The organism is Pseudoxanthomonas sp. LH2527 (genome assembly GCF_022539275.1).
GTDB lineage: Bacteria > Pseudomonadota > Gammaproteobacteria > Xanthomonadales > Xanthomonadaceae > Pseudoxanthomonas_A.
In genome coordinates this window covers 132913-150870 of the sequence record NZ_JAKZBW010000003.1, presented here as the reverse complement: position 1 = coordinate 150870, position 17958 = coordinate 132913, and the positions used below count along the sequence as shown (strand labels likewise).

The following is a 17958-nucleotide window of genomic DNA, read 5'->3' as shown; positions in this document are numbered from 1 at the left end:
TGCCGGATCAGTCCGTCACGCAGTCGCGCGCACGCGCCAGCAGCAGCGCCTGTTCGCGTGCGTTGCGGGTCAGTGCCGCCGCGCGTTCGAACTCCGCACGCGCTTCCTCGCGACGTTCCAGCTTGAACAGCAGGTCGCCGCGCACGCTGGGCAGCAGGTGGTACTGCTTCATCGCCGGCTCGTCGAGCAGGCGGTCGACCAGCGGCAGGGCACTGGCCGGGCCCGTGGCCATCGAGACCGCGACCGCGCGGTTGAGCTCCACCACCGGCGAGGGCGCGATCTGCGCCAGCGCGGCGTACAGTGTCGCGATGCGGGTCCAGTCCGTCGCCTCGGCGGTGGTGGCCCGCGCATGGCAGGCGGCGATGGCCGCCTGCAGGGCGTAGGGGCCGAACGCGCCGCCCAGCCGTTCGGCGCGCGACAGCGCCTCCAGCCCGCGCTGGATCAGCAGGCGATCCCAGCGGCTGCGGTCCTGCTCCAGCAGCAGCACCGGTGCGCCGTCCTTGCCCACGCGTGCATGCAGGCGCGAGGCCTGGATCTCCATCAACGCGATCAGGCCGTGCACTTCCGGTTCGCGCGGGGCCAGCGCGGCCAGCATGCGGCCCAGGCGGAGCGCCTCTTCGCACAGCGCAGGACGCGTCCAGTCATCGCCGCTGGTGGCCGAATAGCCTTCGTTGAACACCAGGTAGACCACGCCCAGCACCGACGCCAGCCGTTCCTGCAGTTCGTCGCCGCGCGGGACCTCGAAGGCCACGTCGGCCTCGGCCAGGGTGCGCTTGGCGCGCACGATGCGTTGCGCGACGGTCGGCTCGGAGGTCAGGAACGCGCGCGCGATCTCGTCCGTCGCCAGGCCGCACAACAGGCGCAGCGTCAACGCGACGCGTGCGTCCATCGACAGCACCGGATGGCACGACACGAACACCAGCCGCAGCAGGTCGTCGTCGATGTCGTGGTCCAGCGCGTCCTCGTCGCGCGCGCGACGGTCTTCCTGCACGTCCTCCAGTTCCCGCGCCAGCTCCTCGTGCTTGCGGTCGAGCAACTGCAGCCGGCGCAGGCGGTCGATCGCACGGCGCTTGGCGGTGGTCATCAGCCACGCCCCCGGATTGTCCGGCACGCCGTCACGGGGCCAGGTCTCCAGGGCGGCGACCAGCGCGTCCTGTGCCAGTTCCTCGGCCAGGTCCAGGTCGCGCAGCATGCGCGCCAGGCCGGCGATCACGCGCGCCGATTCGATGCGCCAGACGGCATCGATCGCGCGATGGGTGGGGGACGTCGACATGCCGCGCATCACACCATGGCGCTGCGACCGGTGAAAGTCGCAGCGCAGCGAACAGGGGAGCCATCGCGTGCACGATGTCTCCGCGCGGGCATCACGCATCCTTCTCGCAGTTGATCATCCACGGCACGCCGAACTTGTCGACCAGCATGCCGAAGCGCACGGCCCAGAAGGTCTGCGCCAGCGGCATGGTCACCTGGCCGCCCTCGGACAGCGCGGCGAAGATCCGCTCGGCGTCGGCGATGCTGTCCACCGACAGCGACACCGAGCAGCCCTTCACGCCGTCGTAGGGATACGCCGGATGGTTGTCCGAGCCCATCAGCACGGTCTGCCCGAACATCACGTGCGTGTGCATGATCTTCTGCTTGTACTCGGCCGGCATGTCCTCGCAGCCTTCGGTGCCCTCGAAGCGCATCAACGGCCCCAGTTCGCCGCCGGTGGCCTTGGCATAGAAGGTGAAGGCGGCTTCGCAGTCGCCGTTGAGGATCAGGTAGGGATTGACGTTCATGTCGTGCTCCTTGGGTGGGTGATGAGGGCATACCGCGAAGCGGCATGCGGGTGCTCTTGCTGCAGGCGACGAGCCGGCGGGGCGGGAATCGACACGGCGGGCGACGGGATTTCATTCGGCAGAGGGGCGGCTCAGCGGACGCGACCGCCGGCACCCGGCGCCTCGTCCCGGATCGCCACGCGCTGGCGCTCGGTCAGCCGATTCCAGGCGTAGTCGTAGGACCATGCCACCAACGCCTTCAGCTCGACGGCCGGCATCGCTGACACGTCGACCACCGTGATCCAGCGGTGGTGCCCCAGCCAGCGCGCCGGCTTGATGCCGGGCTGGTCGGTCAGCTCCAGGAAACGTTCCGGTGCGACCTTGAAGCTGAAACGCCAACGCTCCGGCTCGCTGGTCTTGAAGTAGGCAAAGCGCTTGCCGCCCACGTCGTACACCAGGATGTTGGCGGGCGCGCCATGCAGCGTTTCAGCGCTGCCCGGCAGGGAACGGCAATGGCGTTTGAGCGCGGCGACATCCATGCACCGATGCTAGCGCCGCCACGGCGCCAACGGCGTGCCCGCAAGCGATGCCGAGGGCACAGGCTGTCCGCAAGCGCGCACCGTCGCCCGCTCACCATGATCCGTAGGCTGGGATGGAGCGAAGCGCAATCCCAGCGCTTCTTCTCACCGCCCGCCGCCCCCGTCATCCGCCTACACCCCGCGTGCGGCCCAGCGCCGGAAAGACGAATACGGCCAGTCCTGCGCCCTCGCGACATGCCCGTGCTTGACCGGGTTGTAGTGGATGTAGTCCATGTGCCGGGCGTGGTCGGCCTCGTCCCGGATGCGGTGTTCCCAGTAGCGGCGCTGCCATACTCCGCGCTCACCCCGGCGCCGACGGCTTGCGGTCGGCGATACGTCATCCGCTACACCCATCGCGAACCGCGCCTTGATCAGTCGCCATCGCAAGGGATAGTCGTCATCGTCCGGCGGTAATTGCCACAGGCAATGCAGGTGGTCCGGCAGCACCACGATGGCGTCGATGCGCACCGGATGGGCAGCGAGCGTGACGCGGAACGCTCGCCGCAGCGTATCGATGTGGTCGGTCAGGGTGCGACGCTGCCGGTCCGCCAGATTGACGGTAAAGAAGTAGCAGCCACCGGGCGTCCGGTCCCGTCGATAGGTGCGCATCGGGGGACGGTAGCTGGGATTCCGCTACGCTGCATCCCAGCCTACGGCACTGCGGGTCAATGCCTTACCCGAAGACAGGCAACATGCGTAGGCTGGGAGGGAGCACCGCGGACTCCCGGCATCGCGGAGCGGGAATGCCGGCTTGGGCGAAAAACAGCCGCTCTTCTGACACTAACGGTCTCGCGAGGCCCGAAAAGATCCGTTCTTCTCACACCAACGCCCTCGCGAGGCCCGAAAAGATCCGCTCTTCTCACACTACGGGTGTCGCGAGGCCGAAAAAGGTCCGTTCTTCTCTCACTAACGGCCTCGCGTGGCCCAAAAAGATCCGTTCCTCTGACACTAACGGCCTCGCGTGACCGAAAAACTTCCGTTCTTCTCACATCAACGGCCTCGCGAGACCCGAAAAGGTCCGTCGCCGTTCCGTCCGAAGGCGTGCAGGCAACGCCGTCAGTCGTGCAACAGATCCTCCAGCGCGCTTTCCAGCGTGGGGAAGCGGAACGCGAAGCCGTCCGCCAGCGCATGCGCCGGCAGCACGCGCTGGCCGGTCAGCAGCAGCTGCGCCATTTCGCCGAAGCCCGCCTTCAGGGCGAACGCCGGGGTCGGCAGCACCGCGGGGCGATGCAGCGCCTTGCCCAGCGTGCGGGCGAAGTCGCGGTTGGTGACGGGGGCGGGTGCGGTGCCGTTGTAGGCGCCGCCGGTGCGGTCGCTTTCCAGCAGCCAGGCGATCATCCGCACCAGGTCGTGGCGGTGGATCCAGCTCATCCACTGGCGGCCGTCGCCCATCGGCCCGCCGGCGCCCAGCCGGAACGGCGGCAGCATCTTCGCCAGCGCGCCGCCGTCGGGGTGCAGCACGATGCCGATGCGCACGCGGCAGGTGCGCACGTCCAGGGCTTCGGCCCGCATCGCTTCGGTTTCCCAGTCGCGGCACAGCTGGGCGGCGAAGTCGTCGCCGGGAGCGGCGGATTCGTCCAGCGCTTCGTCGTCGCGCGGCCCGTAGTAGCCGATGGCCGAGCCCGACACCAGCACGCGCGGGCGTACCGACTGCCGCGCCATCCACGCGATCAGCGCCTGCGTGGTGGCCAAGCGTGAGCCGCGGAAGGCCGCCTTGCGCGTTGCGTTCCATCGGCCGGCCATCAGCGGCTCGCCGGCCAGGTTGACCACGGCTTCCACATCGCGTGCTTCGTCGAGCGTGGCGAGCAGGCGCACCGGGGACGGCACGCGTGCGCGGGCCTGGGCGGGATCGCGGGTCAGCACCGTCAGCGTGTGGCCGCCCTGCAACAGGTGGTCGCAGAGGGCGTGGCCGATGAAGCCGGTGCCACCGGTGAGCAGGACATGCATGGGCGCGGTTCGTGGAAGGGCGATGCGCAGCATACGCAGCGGGGTGTGTTGCGGATGTGGAACGGACCGTGGGTGGCGATCGACGGTCAGTCCTGGGCGCGGCCACTACACTAAGCGCCATGGCATCGCTCCCCCTGCTCCTGCTGCCCGGCCTGCTGTGCGACGAGCGCCTGTGGCGCGATCCCGCCGAGGCGCTGGCCGATGTGGCGCCCATCCACCACGCCGACCTGACCCGCGATGACAGCGTCGCCGGCATGGCCGCACGCGTGCTGGCGTCGGCGCCGCCGGTGTTCGCGCTGGCGGCGCTGTCGATGGGCGGCTACGTGGCGTTCGAGATCCTGCGCCAGGCCCCGCAGCGGGTGGCGCGGCTGGCGCTGCTGGACACCAGTGCGCGACGCGATCCGCCCAAGCGCCAGCTGGTGCGGCAGGCGGGGCTGATGCTGGCCGAGGCCGGCCGCTTCGTCGGCGTCACCCGCAAGCTGCTGCCGCAACTGGTGCACGAAAGTCGAGTCGAAAGCGCGGTCGGTGAGGACGTGATGGCGATGGCGCAGCGGGTGGGCCTGCCGGCCTTCGTGCGCCAGCAGCGCGCCATCATTGATCGCCCGGATTCGGAGCCGCTGCTGCCCACCATCGCCGTCCCCACGCTGCTCGGCGTGGGCGAGGACGACCGCATGACGCTGCCCGAGGAGACCCACCTGATGCGTGAACGCATCCCCGGCGCGCGGCTGCACGTGTTCGCGCGCTGCGGCCACCTGCCGCCGATGGAAGTGCCGCAGGAAACCGCCGCCGTGTTGCGCGCGTGGCTGACGGCGGCATGACGCATCCTTTTCTTTCTGTTCAACCCACGGAGTACACATGGAACTGGCGATGATCGGACTCGGGCGCATGGGCGCCAACATGGCCGAGCGGTTGGTGCGCGGCGGCCATGCCGTGCGCGGCTACGACCCGGGCGAGGCGGCACGCCAGCAGGCCGAAGCGCGCGGCATCGTGCCGCACGCGAGCCTGCAGAATGCGGTGTCCGCGTTGCCGGCCCCGCGCGTGGTGTGGCTGATGGTGCCGGCCGGGCAGATCGTCGACGACACGTTGGCGCAGCTGCGTCCGCTGCTCACCGCCGGCGACATCGTCATCGACGGCGGCAATTCCAACTACAAGGACAGCCAGCGGCGCGCCATCGCGCTGGCCGATGCCGGCATCCATTACCTCGACTGCGGCACCAGCGGCGGCGTGTGGGGTCTGACCGAAGGCTACAGCCTGATGATCGGCGGCGATGCCGCGGCGGTGGACCGGCTGCGGCCCGTGTTCGCCACGCTCGCGCCCACGCCGGACACCGGCTGGGGACGCGTGGGGCCGAGCGGCGCGGGCCACTTCGCCAAGATGATCCACAACGGCATCGAGTACGGAATGATGCAGGCCTATGCCGAGGGCTTCGCGATCCTGCAGAAGAAGACGGCGATGGACTTCGACCTGGGCGCGCTGGCGGAGATCTGGCGGCACGGCAGCGTGGTGCGCTCGTGGCTGCTGGACCTGACCGCCGATGCGCTGAAGAAGAATCCGACGATGGCCGGCATTGCGCCGTACGTGTCCGATTCTGGCGAAGGTCGCTGGACCGTGGCCGAGGCGATCGACCTGGACGTGTCCGCGCCGGTCATCACGCTGTCCCTGCTCGAACGCCTGCGCTCGCGCGAGCACGATGCCTATACCGACAAGTTGCTGTCGGCGATGCGCAACGAGTTCGGTGGTCATGCGGTGAAGAAGGCAGACTGATCACCCGGTCTTATCGCCGTCGTCGCTAGGCTGGCGGCTTCCACGAAAGGAACCCCCCATGAAGATCCTGATGGTGCTGACATCGCATGACCGCCTGGGCGACACCGGGCACAAGACCGGCTTCTGGCTGGAGGAATTCGCTGCGCCTTACTACGTGTTCAAGGATGCGGGTGCGGACATCGTGCTGGCCTCGCCGAAGGGCGGCCAGCCGCCGCTGGACCCGAAGAGCGACGCGCCCGATGCGCAGACCGCCGCCACCGTGCGCTTCAACGCGGATGCCGATGCGCTGGCCGCGCTGGCGGCGACGCAGCGGCTGAAGGACGTGGTGGACGACGAGTTCGATGCGGTCTTCTATCCCGGTGGACACGGCCCGCTGTGGGATCTGGCCGAGGATGCCAATTCGATCCGCTTGATCGAACAGACGTTCTCCGCCGGCAAGCCGGTGGCGGCGGTGTGCCATGGCCCGGCGGTGTTCCGTCACACCCGCAGTTCGCTCGGCGAGCCGCTGGTGAAGGACAAGCGCGTGACCGGTTTCTCCAATGAAGAAGAAGCGGCGGTCGGCCTGACCGACGTGGTGCCGTTCTCGCTGGAAGACGCGCTGAAGAAGAACGGCGCCCATTACGAGCGGGGCGCGCTGTGGCAGTCGCATGTGGTGGTCGATGGGACGCTGGTGACCGGGCAGAATCCGGCCTCGTCCGAGGCGGCGGCCGAGGACGTGCTGCGGCTGTTGCGCTGAATGTTCACGGTGCTTTACTGCGAAGACGCTACGGTGCGCCCCTTATCGCGTGGGAGTGGACCATGACGGAAGCACCCCAGCACCTTTACACGCGGCAGGCCGATATCGCCCGCATGGAGGCCTTGATACAGCAGCTGCCCGACGAGGTGAGCGTGGAGATCCAGCTGGCCGACGGGGGTTCGATCACGGGCACCGTGCCTGCGCGCCCGACCGTGCAGGTGTTCCGGGATGCCGACGGCCACGAAGGCTTTAATGCCGTCGTGCGCATCGACGACAGCAAGCGGCCCAACGTCGTGCATTACCTGTGGCTGGACCGCATCGCCACGGTCACCGTGCTGGGCTCGTCCTGATGCCACATCTTCCCTCCGCCGACATCGCCTGCCCGTACTGCGGCGAAACCATCACGCTGGTGGTGGATGATTCGGCGGGCGACCAGCAGTACATCGAGGACTGCCATGTCTGTTGCCGGCCGATCGAAGTGCGCGTGAGCGTGGACGACGACGGCACGGTGGACGTGGCCGCGTGGGGCCAGGACGACGCCTGAGCTGCGCCGTCGACCGTAACGGCCGTATCGCGACCCGCGCCGCTATGCTCTCCCCGGTCCACACAACCGGCCCTGGGGAGGGAAGAAGATGACGACGACAACGACGGCTGCCAAAGGCTCGCTGGTCTACTGGATCATCGCGGTGTTCGCGCTGGTCTGGAACCTGGTCGGCGTGGCGTTCTGGTACCTGCAGGTCAGCATGTCCGCCGAACGGCTGGCCTCGCTGCCCGACGCGCAACGCGCGGTCTATGAAGGCACGCCGGGCTGGATCAACATCGCCTTCGCGGTGGCGGTGTTCGCCGGCGTGCTGGGCGGCGTGGGACTGCTGGCGAAGAAGCGCTGGGCAACCCCGCTGCTGCTGGTGTCGCTGCTGGCGCTGCTGGTGCAGATCATCGGCGCCTTCGCGCTCACGCCCGCCTGGACCGCCTACGGTCCGGCCGGCCTGGTGATGCCCATCGTGCTGGTGCTGATCGCACTGTTCCTGTGGCGCTACGCGAACAAGGCGAAGGCGCGCGGCTGGTTGGCGTGAGTGCTGCAGCCCTCTCCCTGCGCAGCGGGGAGAGGGTGCCGAAGGCGGGTGAGGGGCGACGGAGCCCGTATCGTGATGCGGACGGATCGCTTCCAACGCGGGGCGCACGCCGCACGCCGGCCTGCTACCGCGCACGCCCCTCATCCGGCCTCCGGCCACCTTCTCCCCGCCTCGCGGGAGAAGGAACAGCCACCGAGCGGAGCTGCGGATGCTTTTCCGTCTCCCCGCCGCGCGAGGAGAAAGGAAATCAAGCCTCCACGTCTTCCACATCCACCCCGATGAACCCCCCCGACTGCCGGCGCCACAGGGCGGCGTACAGGCCGTCCTGTTGCAGCAGTTGCTCGTGGCTGCCGCTCTCGATCACGCGGCCGCCGTCCATCACGATCAGGCGGTCGAGTACGGCGATGGTGGACAGGCGGTGCGCGATGGCGATGACGGTCTTGCCTTCCATCAGCGCGTACAGCTGCTCCTGGATGGCGGCTTCGACTTCCGAATCCAGCGCGGAGGTCGCCTCGTCCAGTACCAGGATCGGTGCGTCCTTCAACAGCACGCGGGCGATGGCCACGCGCTGGCGCTGGCCGCCGGACAGCTTCACGCCGCGCTCGCCGACCTGGGTGTCGTAGCCGCTGCGGCCCCTGGCGTCGGTCAGGCCCTGGATGAAGGCATCCGCATGCGCGCGCTGCGAGGCCTCCAGCAAGTCCGCTTCGGTCGCGTCCGGGCGGCCGTAGCGGATGTTGTCGCGGATCGAACGGTGCAGCAGCGAGGTGTCCTGCGTCACCATGCCGATGTTCCGGCGCAGCGATTCCTGGGTGACCTGCGAAACGTCCTGGCCATCGATCAGGATGCGGCCGCCTTCCACGTCGTAGAAACGCAGCAGCAGGTTGACCAGCGTCGACTTGCCGGCGCCGGAGCGGCCGACGATGCCCACCTTTTCGCCGGGCTTGATGGTCAGCGACAGGTCGTCGATCACCTTGGCCTCGCGGCCGTAGTGGAAGCGGACGTGGTCGAAGCGGATCTCGCCGTGCGCGACCTGCAGGTCCTTGGCGTCCTTCGCATCGGCGATGGCCAGCGGCTGCGCCAGCGTGCCCATGCCGTCCTCGACGGTGCCGATGTTCTCGAACAGGCCGGCCACTTCCCACAGGATCCAGTCCGACATCGAGCGGATGCGCATCACCAGCGCGATGGCCACGGCGATCGCGCCCATCGAGATCGACGACTGCAGCCACGCCCAGATCGCCACGCCCGCCACGCTGGCCAGCAGGAAGGCGTTGAGCGTGTGCAGGGCGACGGTCAGCTGGGTCACCAGCCGCATCTGCGCGTGCACGGTGACCATGAACTCGTCCATCGCGCCGCGCGCGTAATCCTGCTCGCGCATGGTGTGGGCGAACAGCTTGATAGTCTGGATGTTGGTGTAGCTGTCGACGATGCGGCCGGTCATCTGCGCGCGCGCGTCCGACTGCGCCATCGACACCTGCTGCAGGCGCGGCACGAAGTGGAACACCAGCAGCAGGTAGCTGGCCAGCCACACCACCAGCGGCAACACCAGCCAGATGTCCGCCTGCGCCACCAGCACCACGGTGCCGACGAAGTAGACGACGACGTAGACGAACACGTCCATCAGCTTCATCACCGTCTCGCGGATCGACAACGCGGTCTGCATGACCTTCTGCGAGATGCGGCCGGCGAACTCGTCCTGGAAGAAGCCCACGCTCTGCCGCAGCAGGTAACGGTGCGACAGCCAGCGGGCGATCATCGGGTAGTTGCCGAAGATGGTCTGGTGGATGACCAGCGACTGCACCAACACCAGCAGCGGATAGGCCACCAGCACCAGCAGGCCCATCCACAGCAGCTTCTCGCCGTGCACCTGCAGGAAGCTGTCGCGCCCGGTGCTGCCCATCCAGTCGACCAGCTGGCCCATGTAATCGAAGAAGGTGATCTCCAGCGCGGAGATCACCCCGGTCAGCACCGACATCAGCAGCAGCCAGGGCAGCAGCGGACGCGAGTAGTGCAGCAGGAACGGCAGCAGTTTCCGTGGCGGCGTGGTGGGCTCGCCCTTCGGATATGGATTGATGCGGGTCTCGAAGAATCGGAACATCGGGTCGGTCCATCGTGGGCGCGCAGCGGACGCGCCGGGAAAAAAGTACCGGCTCAGCCGGCGGGATAGGGCCAGGCCGCACGCGCCTGGCGGAGCGCATGGCCGTACCAGGCGAGCTGGTCCAGCATGCGGTGCGCGGCACGTGCGCTGGCATCGCCTTCGCGCGGCCTGCCGGTGGCGTCGAACCGGTCCCATGCCTGCGTGAAGTACACGCCATCGCGGACCGGTACCGCATGCAGGCCGGAAAACACCTGCCGCAACTGTTCCGCCGCGCGGATGCCGCCGCTGTGGCCCCCATAGGCGACGAACGCGACCGGTTTGGCCTGCCAGTGGGCCTGGACCGAATCGATCACGAATTTGAGCGCCGCCGGATAGCCGTGATTGTACTCCGGCACCACCACCACGAAGGCGTCGGCGCGCCAGACGCGTTGTTGCAGATTCACCAGGTCGGCACTGGGTGCGCCGCCATGGCGGGACGGAAGATCGAGCAGGGCGGGATCGACCGCATCGACGACGAAGTCGCGGCGCAGGTCGAGCTGCGTGCGCAGCCAGTCGGCAACGGTGTCGCAGAAGCGGCCTTCGCGTGTGCTGCCGTACAGCAGCGCCAGGTGCAGGGGATCGGGCATCGGCCAGGCTTGCAGGGAAACGGGAGGGCAGGGTAGAACCTCAAGCATTCTTGAGGTCAACCCGGCATGCCAGGAAAACAGCATCCTCCCATCGAAACGGAGCTCACCGTCGGCCAGGTCGCCGCACGCACGGGGGTCGCCGTCTCCACGCTGCACTTCTACGAGGCCAAGGGGCTGATCCACGGCTGGCGCAACGCCGGCAACCAGCGCCGCTATGCGCGCGATGTGCTGCGCCGTGTTGCCGTCATCAAGGTAGCGCAGCGCACCGGCATCCCGCTGGCGGAGATCCAGTCCGCGCTGTCGTCGCTGCCGGAGAACCGCACGCCCACCGCCGCCGACTGGAAGAAGCTCTCCGCGCGCTGGCATGCCGCGCTCGAGGCGCGCATCGCCAGCCTCACCCGCCTGCGCGACCAGCTCGACGGCTGCATCGGCTGCGGCTGCCTGTCGCTGAAGGCCTGCCCGCTGCGCAATCCGTGGGACGCACTGGGCGAGGAAGGGCCGGGCGCGCGCCTGCTCGATGGGGAGCGCTGAGGCGGTCGCCGTCATCGGGCGGCAAGGCTAGAATCGGGTCATCGCGCCCGATGGCGCTTGCAGGGAAGCACACGCATGGGCGGCATCAGCCTCTGGCACTGGATCATCCTGTTCCTGTTCTTCGTCCTGCCGGTCCTCGCCATCGGCGGGCTGGCGTGGTTCCTGATTCGCCGTTCGCGCGCAGCCGCGACACCGGCGCCCACCGTGGAAGCCCGCCTGCAGCGCCTGGACACGCTGCTGGCCCAGGGCAGCATCACCGCCGCCGAGCATGCGCGCCAGCGCGCCGAAATCCTGCGCGCTCTCTGATCCCCCGTGTTCCGTCATTTCCGTTCGCCCCCAAGGAGCTTCACATGAAGAAGTGGATGTTGTGCCTGCTGCTCGTCCTCGCGTCGCCGGTCTTCAATGCGGCCGCCGCGCCTGCCAGCGAGGCTTCGATACGCGAACTGCTGGAGGTGACCCGTGCGCGCGCCATGCTCGAGCAGGTCTACGGGCAGATGGAATCGATGTATGCGGGTTCGATGCGGCAGGCGTTCGGCGATGAGATGACGCCGGAGCAGGAAGCCCGCATGCAGCGCTTCAGCACCCGCATGACCGCCCTGATGAAGCAGGAGATGGGCTGGGACGTGATGGCGCCGATGTATGTGGACATCTACGGCAAGTCGTTCAGCGAGGACGAGATCCAGGGCATGCTCGCCTTCTACCGCACGCCGGCCGGCCAGGCCGTCGTCGACAAGATGCCGCTGGTGATGCAGAACACCATGCAGGCGGTGCAGGCGCGGATGGGCGCAATGATGCCCGCCATGCAGAAGATGATCGCCGAGGAAATGGAGCAGGCGCCGGCTGCGGCCGAGTGAGCGCGCGTACGTGCCCGACCTCGCGCTGTTCGACTTCGACGGCACGCTGACCACGCGCGAGACCTTCCCGGATTTCATGCGTTACGCCGTGCCCCGCTGGCGCCTGCTGGCGGGTGGTGCGTTGCTGGCGCCGGTGGTGTTCGGCTACCGGCGCGGCTGGGTGGCGGGCAATCCGACACGGGCCAGCATCGTGCAGGTGGGATTGCACGGCGTGCAGGCCAGGCGTCTGCGGGCGCAGGGCGAGGCCTTCGCGCGCGAGGTGCTGCCGGGCCTGCTGCGGCCCGAGGCGATGGAGAAGCTGGCATGGCACCGCGGGCGCGGCGACCGCATCGTCGTGGTGTCTGGCGGACTGGACGTCTACCTGGCGCCGTGGTGCGCCGCGCAGGGCCTGGAACTCGCATGCTCGGTACTGGCTGAGCGCGGCGGACGCATCACCGGCTATGCCGGTGCGCAATGCGTGGGCGAGGAGAAGGTACGCCGCATCCGCGCGCTCTGCGATCCGCAGGCCTATGCCGCCATCCATGCCTACGGCGACACCCACGAAGACATGGCGATGCTGGCGATGGCGCAGCACCGGACGTATCGCGGGCGAGCGGTGGCCTGAGCGGCAGGGTCAACGTGGGAGCGACGTGAGTCGCGATGAACCACCGCAGCACCGTCAACGTGCGAGCACGCCGGAATGCGAGGTTGCAGGCATGGCTGGTGCGTGGGGAAAAAGCTTCGCGACTTACGTCGCTCCCACACCGGTCTCTACCTTTGCCGGTCAACCCAGCGCAATCTCCCGACGCTCCGCGCTGCTCTGCAGCCCGCGTTCGATCAGCTGCATCACGTCGAGCGCCTGCTGCGGCGTGACGGGCGGTGCGGTGCCGTGCACGATCGCGTCGCGGATGGCGGCGTAGTAGCGACGGTAGTCGCCGGCTTCGGCGCGGGCGACTTCCGCTGAGAGCTGCCCATCGCGGTCAAGCACTATTTCGCCCGCGCGCGGATCGATGCCCCAGCCCGGTGCGCCGGGCACGACGCCGGCGCGCAGCTGGTCTTCCTGCGCATCCAGTCCGTGCTTCAGGTAGCTGCCCCGCGTGCCGTGCACGGCGAAGCGCAGGCCGTTGCCCGCGACCAGCGTGGACGCATGCAGGACGGCGCGGTGGTGCGGATAACGCAGGGTCACGTCGACGTAGTCCGCCGCGCGCGCACCCTCGCGCAGTCGCGCGATGTCGGCGTTGATCGCCAGAGGGGCGCCGAAAAGCTGCAGTGCCTGGTCCAGCAGGTGCGGGCCTAAGTCGTACCACAGCCCGCCACCGGGCTCGTCGCGTTCGCGCCAGCGGTCCTGCACCACCGGACGGAAGCGGTCGAAATGCGAATGGAATTCCGCGACGCGGCCCAGCACGCCTTCTTCGATCAACCGGCGGACGGTGAGGAAGTCGGCATCCCAGCGCCGGTTCTGGAACACGCTGACCACGCGTCCGGCCCGTGACGCGGTGGCCACCACCTCGCGCGCTTCGCTCAGCGTCAGCGTGAACGGCTTGTCCACCACCACATGCTTGCCCTGGTCGAGCGCGGCGATTGCCAACGGCGCATGCGTGTCGTTCGGCGACGCGATGACGACCAGATCCACCGCAGGATCGGCGAACGCCGCGTGCGCGTCGGCCGCCACCGGCATGTCCGGCCAGTCGGCCCGCACCTTGCCGGCATCGCGCGATACCACGGAGTGCAGCGTCAATCCCGGCGTGGCCTGGATCAACGGTGCGTGGAAGACCTTGCCGACGAAACCGTAGCCGACGAGGGCGACCTTGAGCGGGTTATCCATGCGCGACATGTCCGTGGGCAGGCGCCCATGGTAAGGGAAGCGCCGCGTTGACTGCCTGTGCACATGCATGAATGCACCGCGACGCTGCGCTGAACGGCGCGGATTCGTTCGCGCATGTTTTCACGCCTGTTGTACGAAGCGGCGCAGACACTCGACCCACACCACATCAGGAGAACGATCATGACCCATGTACGTACCCGCTCGCTGCTGGCCGCTGCGCTGTCGACCGCGTTGCTGTTCTCCGCCTCGCACGTGATGGCCGCCAACCCGCCGAACGAGCCGGAAGAGAATGCGCAGAACGATTCCAACCAGCCGGTGACCGACACCTGGATCACCACCAAGGTCAAGGCCGACCTGCTGGCCACCGAGAACGTCTCCGGCCTGGACATCAAGGTGGAGACCGTCGATGGCGTGGTGACGCTGTCGGGCGCGGTGGCCAATCAGGCGCAGAAGGACAAGGCGGTCACGGTCGCCAAGCAGATCAAGGGCGTGAAGAGCGTCGAGGCCAGCGGCCTGACCCTCGCCGCCAAGTAACAAGCAAGCCTCATTCCGAGGTGTGGCACGGAGCGGGTGCATCCCAGCGCAGGATGCATCCGCTTCTTTTTCCTTGACGTACGCGTGCCACCTGTCGCCACCGCAACCGAGTGAACCCATGACACGTCCCTCCCTTGCGATCCGCACGCTGCTCGCCGCCGCCCTGAGCGCGGGTGCGCTGGTCGCCCATGCCGCCGAACCGGTCACCTCGGTGCCGCAGCTGGACATATCGCGCTATGCGGGGCAGTGGCACGAGATCGCGCACTTGCCGATGTTCTTCCAGCGCCAGTGCGTCGGCGACATCACCGCGCGCTACAGCCTCGATGGTCCCGGCAAGATCGGAGTGCTCAATGCCTGCCGCACCAAGGACGGCAGCCTGGATCAGTCCGAGGGCGTTGCCCGACCGGTCGAAGGCCATCCCGGCCGACTGGAAGTGCGCTTCGCGCCCGACTGGCTGTCGTGGGCGCCGATGGTGTGGGCCGACTACTGGGTGATCGCACTCGATCCCGACTACCAGTGGGCGATGGTGGGCGAGCCCGGCCGCGATTACCTGTGGATCCTGTCGCGCGAACCGACGATGGACCGTGCCCTGTTCGAGCAGTTGAAGGCAAAGGCCGAGGCGATGGGCTACGACCTGGAGCCGCTGGTGATGGCGGCGCCGCTGCGGTGAGCTCGGTGGAGACTGTAGGAGCGACGTCAGTCGCGACCGCACGGCTTGCACGTCACGCTAGCTGACACGCATCGCGCGCTGGATGCGGCGTCAGGTACGCTTCTTGTTGGCGGTCGCGACTGACGTCGCTCCTACAGGAAGCGATCCGTCTTCTACAGCCGGTGCGTATAACGGAACTGCAGGAAGTTCTCGCCGGGATTCGGCCGCTTGATGCGGGCGTTGGAGAAGTGCTGGAAGCGCAGCGACCATTCGTGCTGGTCGTCGTTGCCGAAGCGCTTGCCCAGCGCGATGTGGTCGCCGAAGTTGAAGGTGGTGCTGAACTCCTTCTTCCGCGTGTCGTACTTGGGGAAGATCACGTTGACGCCGATCCCGCCCTCGACGAACCAGCCCTCGCTCCAGCCGTTGGGACGCCAGCGCAGCGCGGGGGTCACGCCCAGCTGGGTGCTGTTTTCGCTGTCGCTGTGCCAGCGGCCGACTTCGCCCTGCCACTGGCCGCTGACGTGGCCGTAGCGGTACTGCTTCTCCCAGCGCCAGTCGCGGCTGGCACCGACGGTCAGCGACTGCGCGTCTTCGGCCACGCCGCCCTGCACGTACCACGCGGTGCGCGGTTCGGCGGCGATGGCCGGGGTGCCGGCGATGGCCAACAGCGCGCCCAGCAGCCATCGGGGCGCCGCGCGGGAAAACAGGAAAGGAGAGGAGGCGTCGGTGGGAAGAGGATGTCCAGCAGGCACGGATGACACTCGATCAGGGGATGGGCTGCGCCCGTGGGCGCAGCATGCAAGGGGTTATCGGCAAGACGGCGTGAGGGGACGGGTTCAGGGCAGCGCCGCCAGGGCGGGCGCCACGTCCTGTTCGCCCCAGCCTCCCAGCGACTTGTAGATCGCCACGACACCGACATTGACGCCGGCCTCGGCCTGGGCGAGCGCATCGTCCGCCGCGAGCTGCGTGCGTTGCGCGTCCAGCAGGGTGAGGAAGTCCGAAGAGCCGGCACGATACCGGACTTCGGCCAGCTCTGCCGCGCGGCGGGCGGCAACGGATTGTTCCAGCCTGAGTTTCAGCTGGGCCTGCTGCTTGGCATAGGACAGCAGTGCGTTCTCCGTTTCCTCCAGCGCGCCCAGCACGGCCTGCTCGTACTGCGCGGCCACGCCGTCGGCCTGGGCTTCGCTCGCGCGCAGGCGCGCACGCACGCTGCCCATGTCGAACGCGGCCCAGCTGATCGAGGGCGTGACCTGCCAGGCGCGGTTGTCGCCGTTGACCAGGTTGCCCCAGCCGCCGGACAGGAAGCCGATGAAGCCGCGCAGGCTGACCCGCGGAAACAGGTCCGCGGTCGCCACGCCGACGCGCGCGGTGGCCGCGGCCAGGCGACGCTCGGCGGCGCGCACGTCCGGGCGCTGGCGCAGCAGCTCGGTGGTGTCGCCGATCGGCAGGGCCTTGGCGAAGGCCGGGGCCTCGCGCGGGGCGAGCAGGCTGTCCAGCTCGCCGGGCCGCTGGCCGACCAGCACGGCCAGGCGATGGCGCGACTGGCCTTCGACCGCCTCCAGCAGCGGCACCTCGGCCTCCACCGCGCGTACGCGGGCCAGGCTGCTCTGCACTTCCAGCTGGCTGCCGGCGCCGAGGTCGAAGCGCGACTCGGTCAGGCGCTGGGTCTCGCCCAGCGTCTGCAGGATGCGACGCGCCACGTCCAGCCGTTTCTGCGTGCCGCGCAACTCGAAATAGTTGCGCGCCACTTCCGCGGCCACCGTCACCTGCATGGCCTGCAGGTCGTTGCGCTGCGCCTGCAGGTCGGCATGTGCGGCTTCGGCATTGCGGCGCACGCGGCCGAACAGGTCCAGCTCCCAGGCGGCATCGAAGCCGGCGGAATAGCTGTCCGTCTCCACGCGGCCCTGCTGGCCCTCGACCGGCTGCTTCGTGCGCGTGCCTTCCACGCCCATCGTGACGTGCGGCGCGAGGTCCAGCCGGCGTTCGGAGAACACCGCGCGGGCCTCGTTGACGCGCGACACCGCGATGCGCACGTCGTGGTTGGCCAGCAGCGCTTCGCGCACCAGCTGGTCGAGCACCGGGTCGTCGAACTGGCTCCACCACGTGGCGACCGGATGGTCGGCCACGTAGTCGACGGCACCGGCCTGCTGCAGCGTGACCGGCGCGGTCTGCGGCGCCGCATAGTCGGGTCCCACGGTCACGCAGCCGGCCAGCAGCGCGGTGGCGACGCCGACGACGAGCGAACGGATCACCATGGCAGCACCTGGTCGAAGTAGTAGTAGCCGCCGGTGGGGCCGTCGTTGCCGATCAGCGCCAGCTGCACGCTGGTGCGCGCGCCCTCCGGCACCGACAGCTCGCCGTTCTGCTGGTCGCCGGCCTTGTTCATGTCGGTCTGCACGTAACCCGGGTGGATGGTGTTGACCTTGATGCCGGTGTCCTTCAGTTCGTGCGCCAGGTGGATGGTCCACGCGTTGACCGCGCTCTTGGACACGTTGTAGGCCGGGATGCCCTTGAAGCCGTAGATGAAGGATTCCGGGTTCTGGTGCTCGGACAGCGAGCCCAGCAGGCTGGACACGTTGACGATGCGGCCGGCGTCGGACTTGCGCAGCAGCGGCAGGAAGGCCTGGGTGGTTTCGATCACGCCGAACACGTTAGTGTCGAACGTGGTGCGCCAGGTATCGAGCGACTGGCCGGACACGCCCTTGGCCATGTCGTCGACCATGATGCCGGCGTTGTTGACCAGGATGTCGAGCCGGCCGTGGCGCTGCTCGACCTCCTTGACCGCGGCGGCGATGCTGGCCGCGTCGGTGACGTCGAGCGCGATGGCCTCGACCGGCAGGCCCTGCGACTGCAGGTCCAGCGCGGCTTCGACGGCCTTTTCGCGGTTGCGGCCGGCGAGGAGGGTGTGCACGCCGGCTTCGGCCAGCTGGCGCACGGTTTCGCGACCGATGCCGCGGGTGGCGCCGGTGACCAGGGCGATCTTGGAAGAAACGTTCATGGCATGACCTCG

22 protein-coding genes and 1 pseudogene are annotated in these 17958 nt (G+C 68.5%); 12 read left to right on the top strand and 11 right to left on the bottom strand.

Features of this window, described 5'->3' with window-relative positions; genetic code table 11:
* Nucleotides 1–7: 7 nt before the first annotated feature.
* From MMG85_RS03475 to MMG85_RS03455, 5 genes are all read right to left on the bottom strand, one after another.
* Nucleotides 8–1273 (bottom strand): RNA polymerase sigma factor, encoded by a 1266-nt coding sequence (locus tag MMG85_RS03475; protein ID WP_241044743.1) that lies wholly within the window; start codon nt 1271–1273, stop codon nt 8–10.
* Nucleotides 1274–1364: 91 nt separating this feature from the next.
* Nucleotides 1365–1778: a VOC family protein gene (locus tag MMG85_RS03470; RefSeq protein WP_241044742.1), complete on the bottom strand. Its 414-nt coding sequence runs from the start codon at nt 1776–1778 to the stop codon at nt 1365–1367.
* Nucleotides 1779–1909: 131 nt separating this feature from the next.
* Entirely contained in the window at nt 1910–2296 is a 387-nt protein-coding gene (locus MMG85_RS03465) for an MmcQ/YjbR family DNA-binding protein (RefSeq protein ID WP_241044741.1), read from the bottom strand.
* Between the two features lie 171 nt (nt 2297–2467).
* Complete coding sequence (locus tag MMG85_RS03460; protein ID WP_241044740.1) at nt 2468–2944, bottom strand: transposase; 477 nt, start codon at nt 2942–2944, stop codon at nt 2468–2470.
* 447 nt (nt 2945–3391) lie between these two features.
* The gene (locus tag MMG85_RS03455) at nt 3392–4282 is read right to left on the bottom strand and encodes a TIGR01777 family oxidoreductase (protein ID WP_241044739.1); all 891 of its coding nucleotides are present in this window, start codon (nt 4280–4282) and stop codon (nt 3392–3394) included.
* A gap of 119 nt (nt 4283–4401) precedes the next feature.
* On the opposite strand from MMG85_RS03455, the gene MMG85_RS03450 reads away from it, so the two are divergent.
* The 6 genes from MMG85_RS03450 to MMG85_RS03425 all read left to right on the top strand — a co-directional run bounded on the left by MMG85_RS03450 (nt 4402) and on the right by MMG85_RS03425 (nt 7855).
* Nucleotides 4402–5100: an alpha/beta hydrolase gene (locus MMG85_RS03450; protein ID WP_241044738.1), complete on the top strand. Its 699-nt coding sequence runs from the start codon at nt 4402–4404 to the stop codon at nt 5098–5100.
* A gap of 37 nt (nt 5101–5137) precedes the next feature.
* Nucleotides 5138–6046 carry a phosphogluconate dehydrogenase (NAD(+)-dependent, decarboxylating) gene (gene gnd / locus MMG85_RS03445; RefSeq protein ID WP_241044737.1) on the top strand — a complete coding sequence of 303 codons (909 nt, stop codon included), beginning with the start codon at nt 5138–5140 and terminating at the stop codon, nt 6044–6046.
* Nucleotides 6047–6104: 58 nt separating this feature from the next.
* Nucleotides 6105–6782 carry a type 1 glutamine amidotransferase domain-containing protein gene (locus tag MMG85_RS03440; RefSeq protein WP_241044736.1) on the top strand — a complete coding sequence of 226 codons (678 nt, stop codon included), beginning with the start codon at nt 6105–6107 and terminating at the stop codon, nt 6780–6782.
* 62 nt (nt 6783–6844) lie between these two features.
* The gene (locus tag MMG85_RS03435; protein ID WP_055939928.1) at nt 6845–7132 is read left to right on the top strand and encodes a DUF3247 family protein; all 288 of its coding nucleotides are present in this window, start codon (nt 6845–6847) and stop codon (nt 7130–7132) included.
* On the top strand, nt 7132–7326 hold the full coding sequence (locus MMG85_RS03430) for a CPXCG motif-containing cysteine-rich protein (RefSeq protein ID WP_055939930.1): 195 nt from the start codon (nt 7132–7134) through the stop codon (nt 7324–7326). The genes MMG85_RS03435 and MMG85_RS03430 overlap by 1 nt, the downstream gene beginning before the upstream one ends.
* 88 nt (nt 7327–7414) lie before the next feature.
* Nucleotides 7415–7855, top strand: a complete 441-nt coding sequence (locus tag MMG85_RS03425; RefSeq protein WP_241044735.1) for a hypothetical protein — start codon at nt 7415–7417, stop codon at nt 7853–7855.
* A gap of 247 nt (nt 7856–8102) precedes the next feature.
* Here MMG85_RS03425 and MMG85_RS03420 read toward each other — a convergent pair whose 3' ends face one another.
* Nucleotides 8103–9950, bottom strand: coding sequence for an ABC transporter ATP-binding protein (locus MMG85_RS03420; RefSeq protein ID WP_241044734.1), 1848 nt, complete (start codon nt 9948–9950; stop codon nt 8103–8105).
* Between the two features lie 53 nt (nt 9951–10003).
* Complete coding sequence (locus MMG85_RS03415) at nt 10004–10576, bottom strand: NAD(P)H-dependent oxidoreductase (RefSeq protein ID WP_241044733.1); 573 nt, start codon at nt 10574–10576, stop codon at nt 10004–10006.
* A 66-nt stretch (nt 10577–10642) separates the two neighbouring features.
* On the opposite strand from MMG85_RS03415, the gene soxR reads away from it, so the two are divergent.
* The 4 genes from soxR to MMG85_RS03395 all read left to right on the top strand — a co-directional run bounded on the left by soxR (nt 10643) and on the right by MMG85_RS03395 (nt 12565).
* Entirely contained in the window at nt 10643–11107 is a 465-nt protein-coding gene (soxR, locus tag MMG85_RS03410) for a redox-sensitive transcriptional activator SoxR (protein ID WP_241044732.1), read from the top strand.
* Between the two features lie 75 nt (nt 11108–11182).
* Nucleotides 11183–11413, top strand: a complete 231-nt coding sequence (locus MMG85_RS03405) for a hypothetical protein (protein WP_241044731.1) — start codon at nt 11183–11185, stop codon at nt 11411–11413.
* 44 nt (nt 11414–11457) lie between these two features.
* On the top strand, nt 11458–11961 hold the full coding sequence (locus MMG85_RS03400; protein WP_241044730.1) for a DUF2059 domain-containing protein: 504 nt from the start codon (nt 11458–11460) through the stop codon (nt 11959–11961).
* A 10-nt stretch (nt 11962–11971) separates the two neighbouring features.
* Nucleotides 11972–12565 carry an HAD-IB family hydrolase gene (locus tag MMG85_RS03395; RefSeq protein WP_241044729.1) on the top strand — a complete coding sequence of 198 codons (594 nt, stop codon included), beginning with the start codon at nt 11972–11974 and terminating at the stop codon, nt 12563–12565.
* Between the two features lie 146 nt (nt 12566–12711).
* Here MMG85_RS03395 and MMG85_RS03390 read toward each other — a convergent pair.
* Nucleotides 12712–13765, bottom strand: a pseudogene (locus MMG85_RS03390) (oxidoreductase).
* 180 nt (nt 13766–13945) lie between these two features.
* Here MMG85_RS03390 and MMG85_RS03385 point away from each other — a divergent pair.
* Both MMG85_RS03385 and MMG85_RS03380 read left to right on the top strand, forming a co-directional pair.
* Nucleotides 13946–14299 (top strand): BON domain-containing protein, encoded by a 354-nt coding sequence (locus MMG85_RS03385; RefSeq protein WP_241044728.1) that lies wholly within the window; start codon nt 13946–13948, stop codon nt 14297–14299.
* A gap of 118 nt (nt 14300–14417) precedes the next feature.
* On the top strand, nt 14418–14969 hold the full coding sequence (locus MMG85_RS03380) for a lipocalin family protein (RefSeq protein ID WP_241044727.1): 552 nt from the start codon (nt 14418–14420) through the stop codon (nt 14967–14969).
* Between the two features lie 152 nt (nt 14970–15121).
* On the opposite strand, the gene MMG85_RS03375 is transcribed toward MMG85_RS03380, so the two are convergent.
* The 3 genes from MMG85_RS03375 to MMG85_RS03365 all read right to left on the bottom strand — a co-directional run bounded on the left by MMG85_RS03375 (nt 15122) and on the right by MMG85_RS03365 (nt 17946).
* Nucleotides 15122–15700, bottom strand: coding sequence for an acyloxyacyl hydrolase (locus MMG85_RS03375; protein ID WP_241044726.1), 579 nt, complete (start codon nt 15698–15700; stop codon nt 15122–15124).
* A gap of 84 nt (nt 15701–15784) precedes the next feature.
* A complete protein-coding gene (locus MMG85_RS03370; protein WP_241044725.1) occupies nt 15785–17203 on the bottom strand; it encodes an efflux transporter outer membrane subunit in 1419 nt (472 codons plus the stop codon).
* A complete protein-coding gene (locus MMG85_RS03365; protein ID WP_241044724.1) occupies nt 17197–17946 on the bottom strand; it encodes an SDR family oxidoreductase in 750 nt (249 codons plus the stop codon). The genes MMG85_RS03370 and MMG85_RS03365 overlap by 7 nt, the downstream gene beginning before the upstream one ends.
* Nucleotides 17947–17958 lie beyond the last annotated feature (12 nt).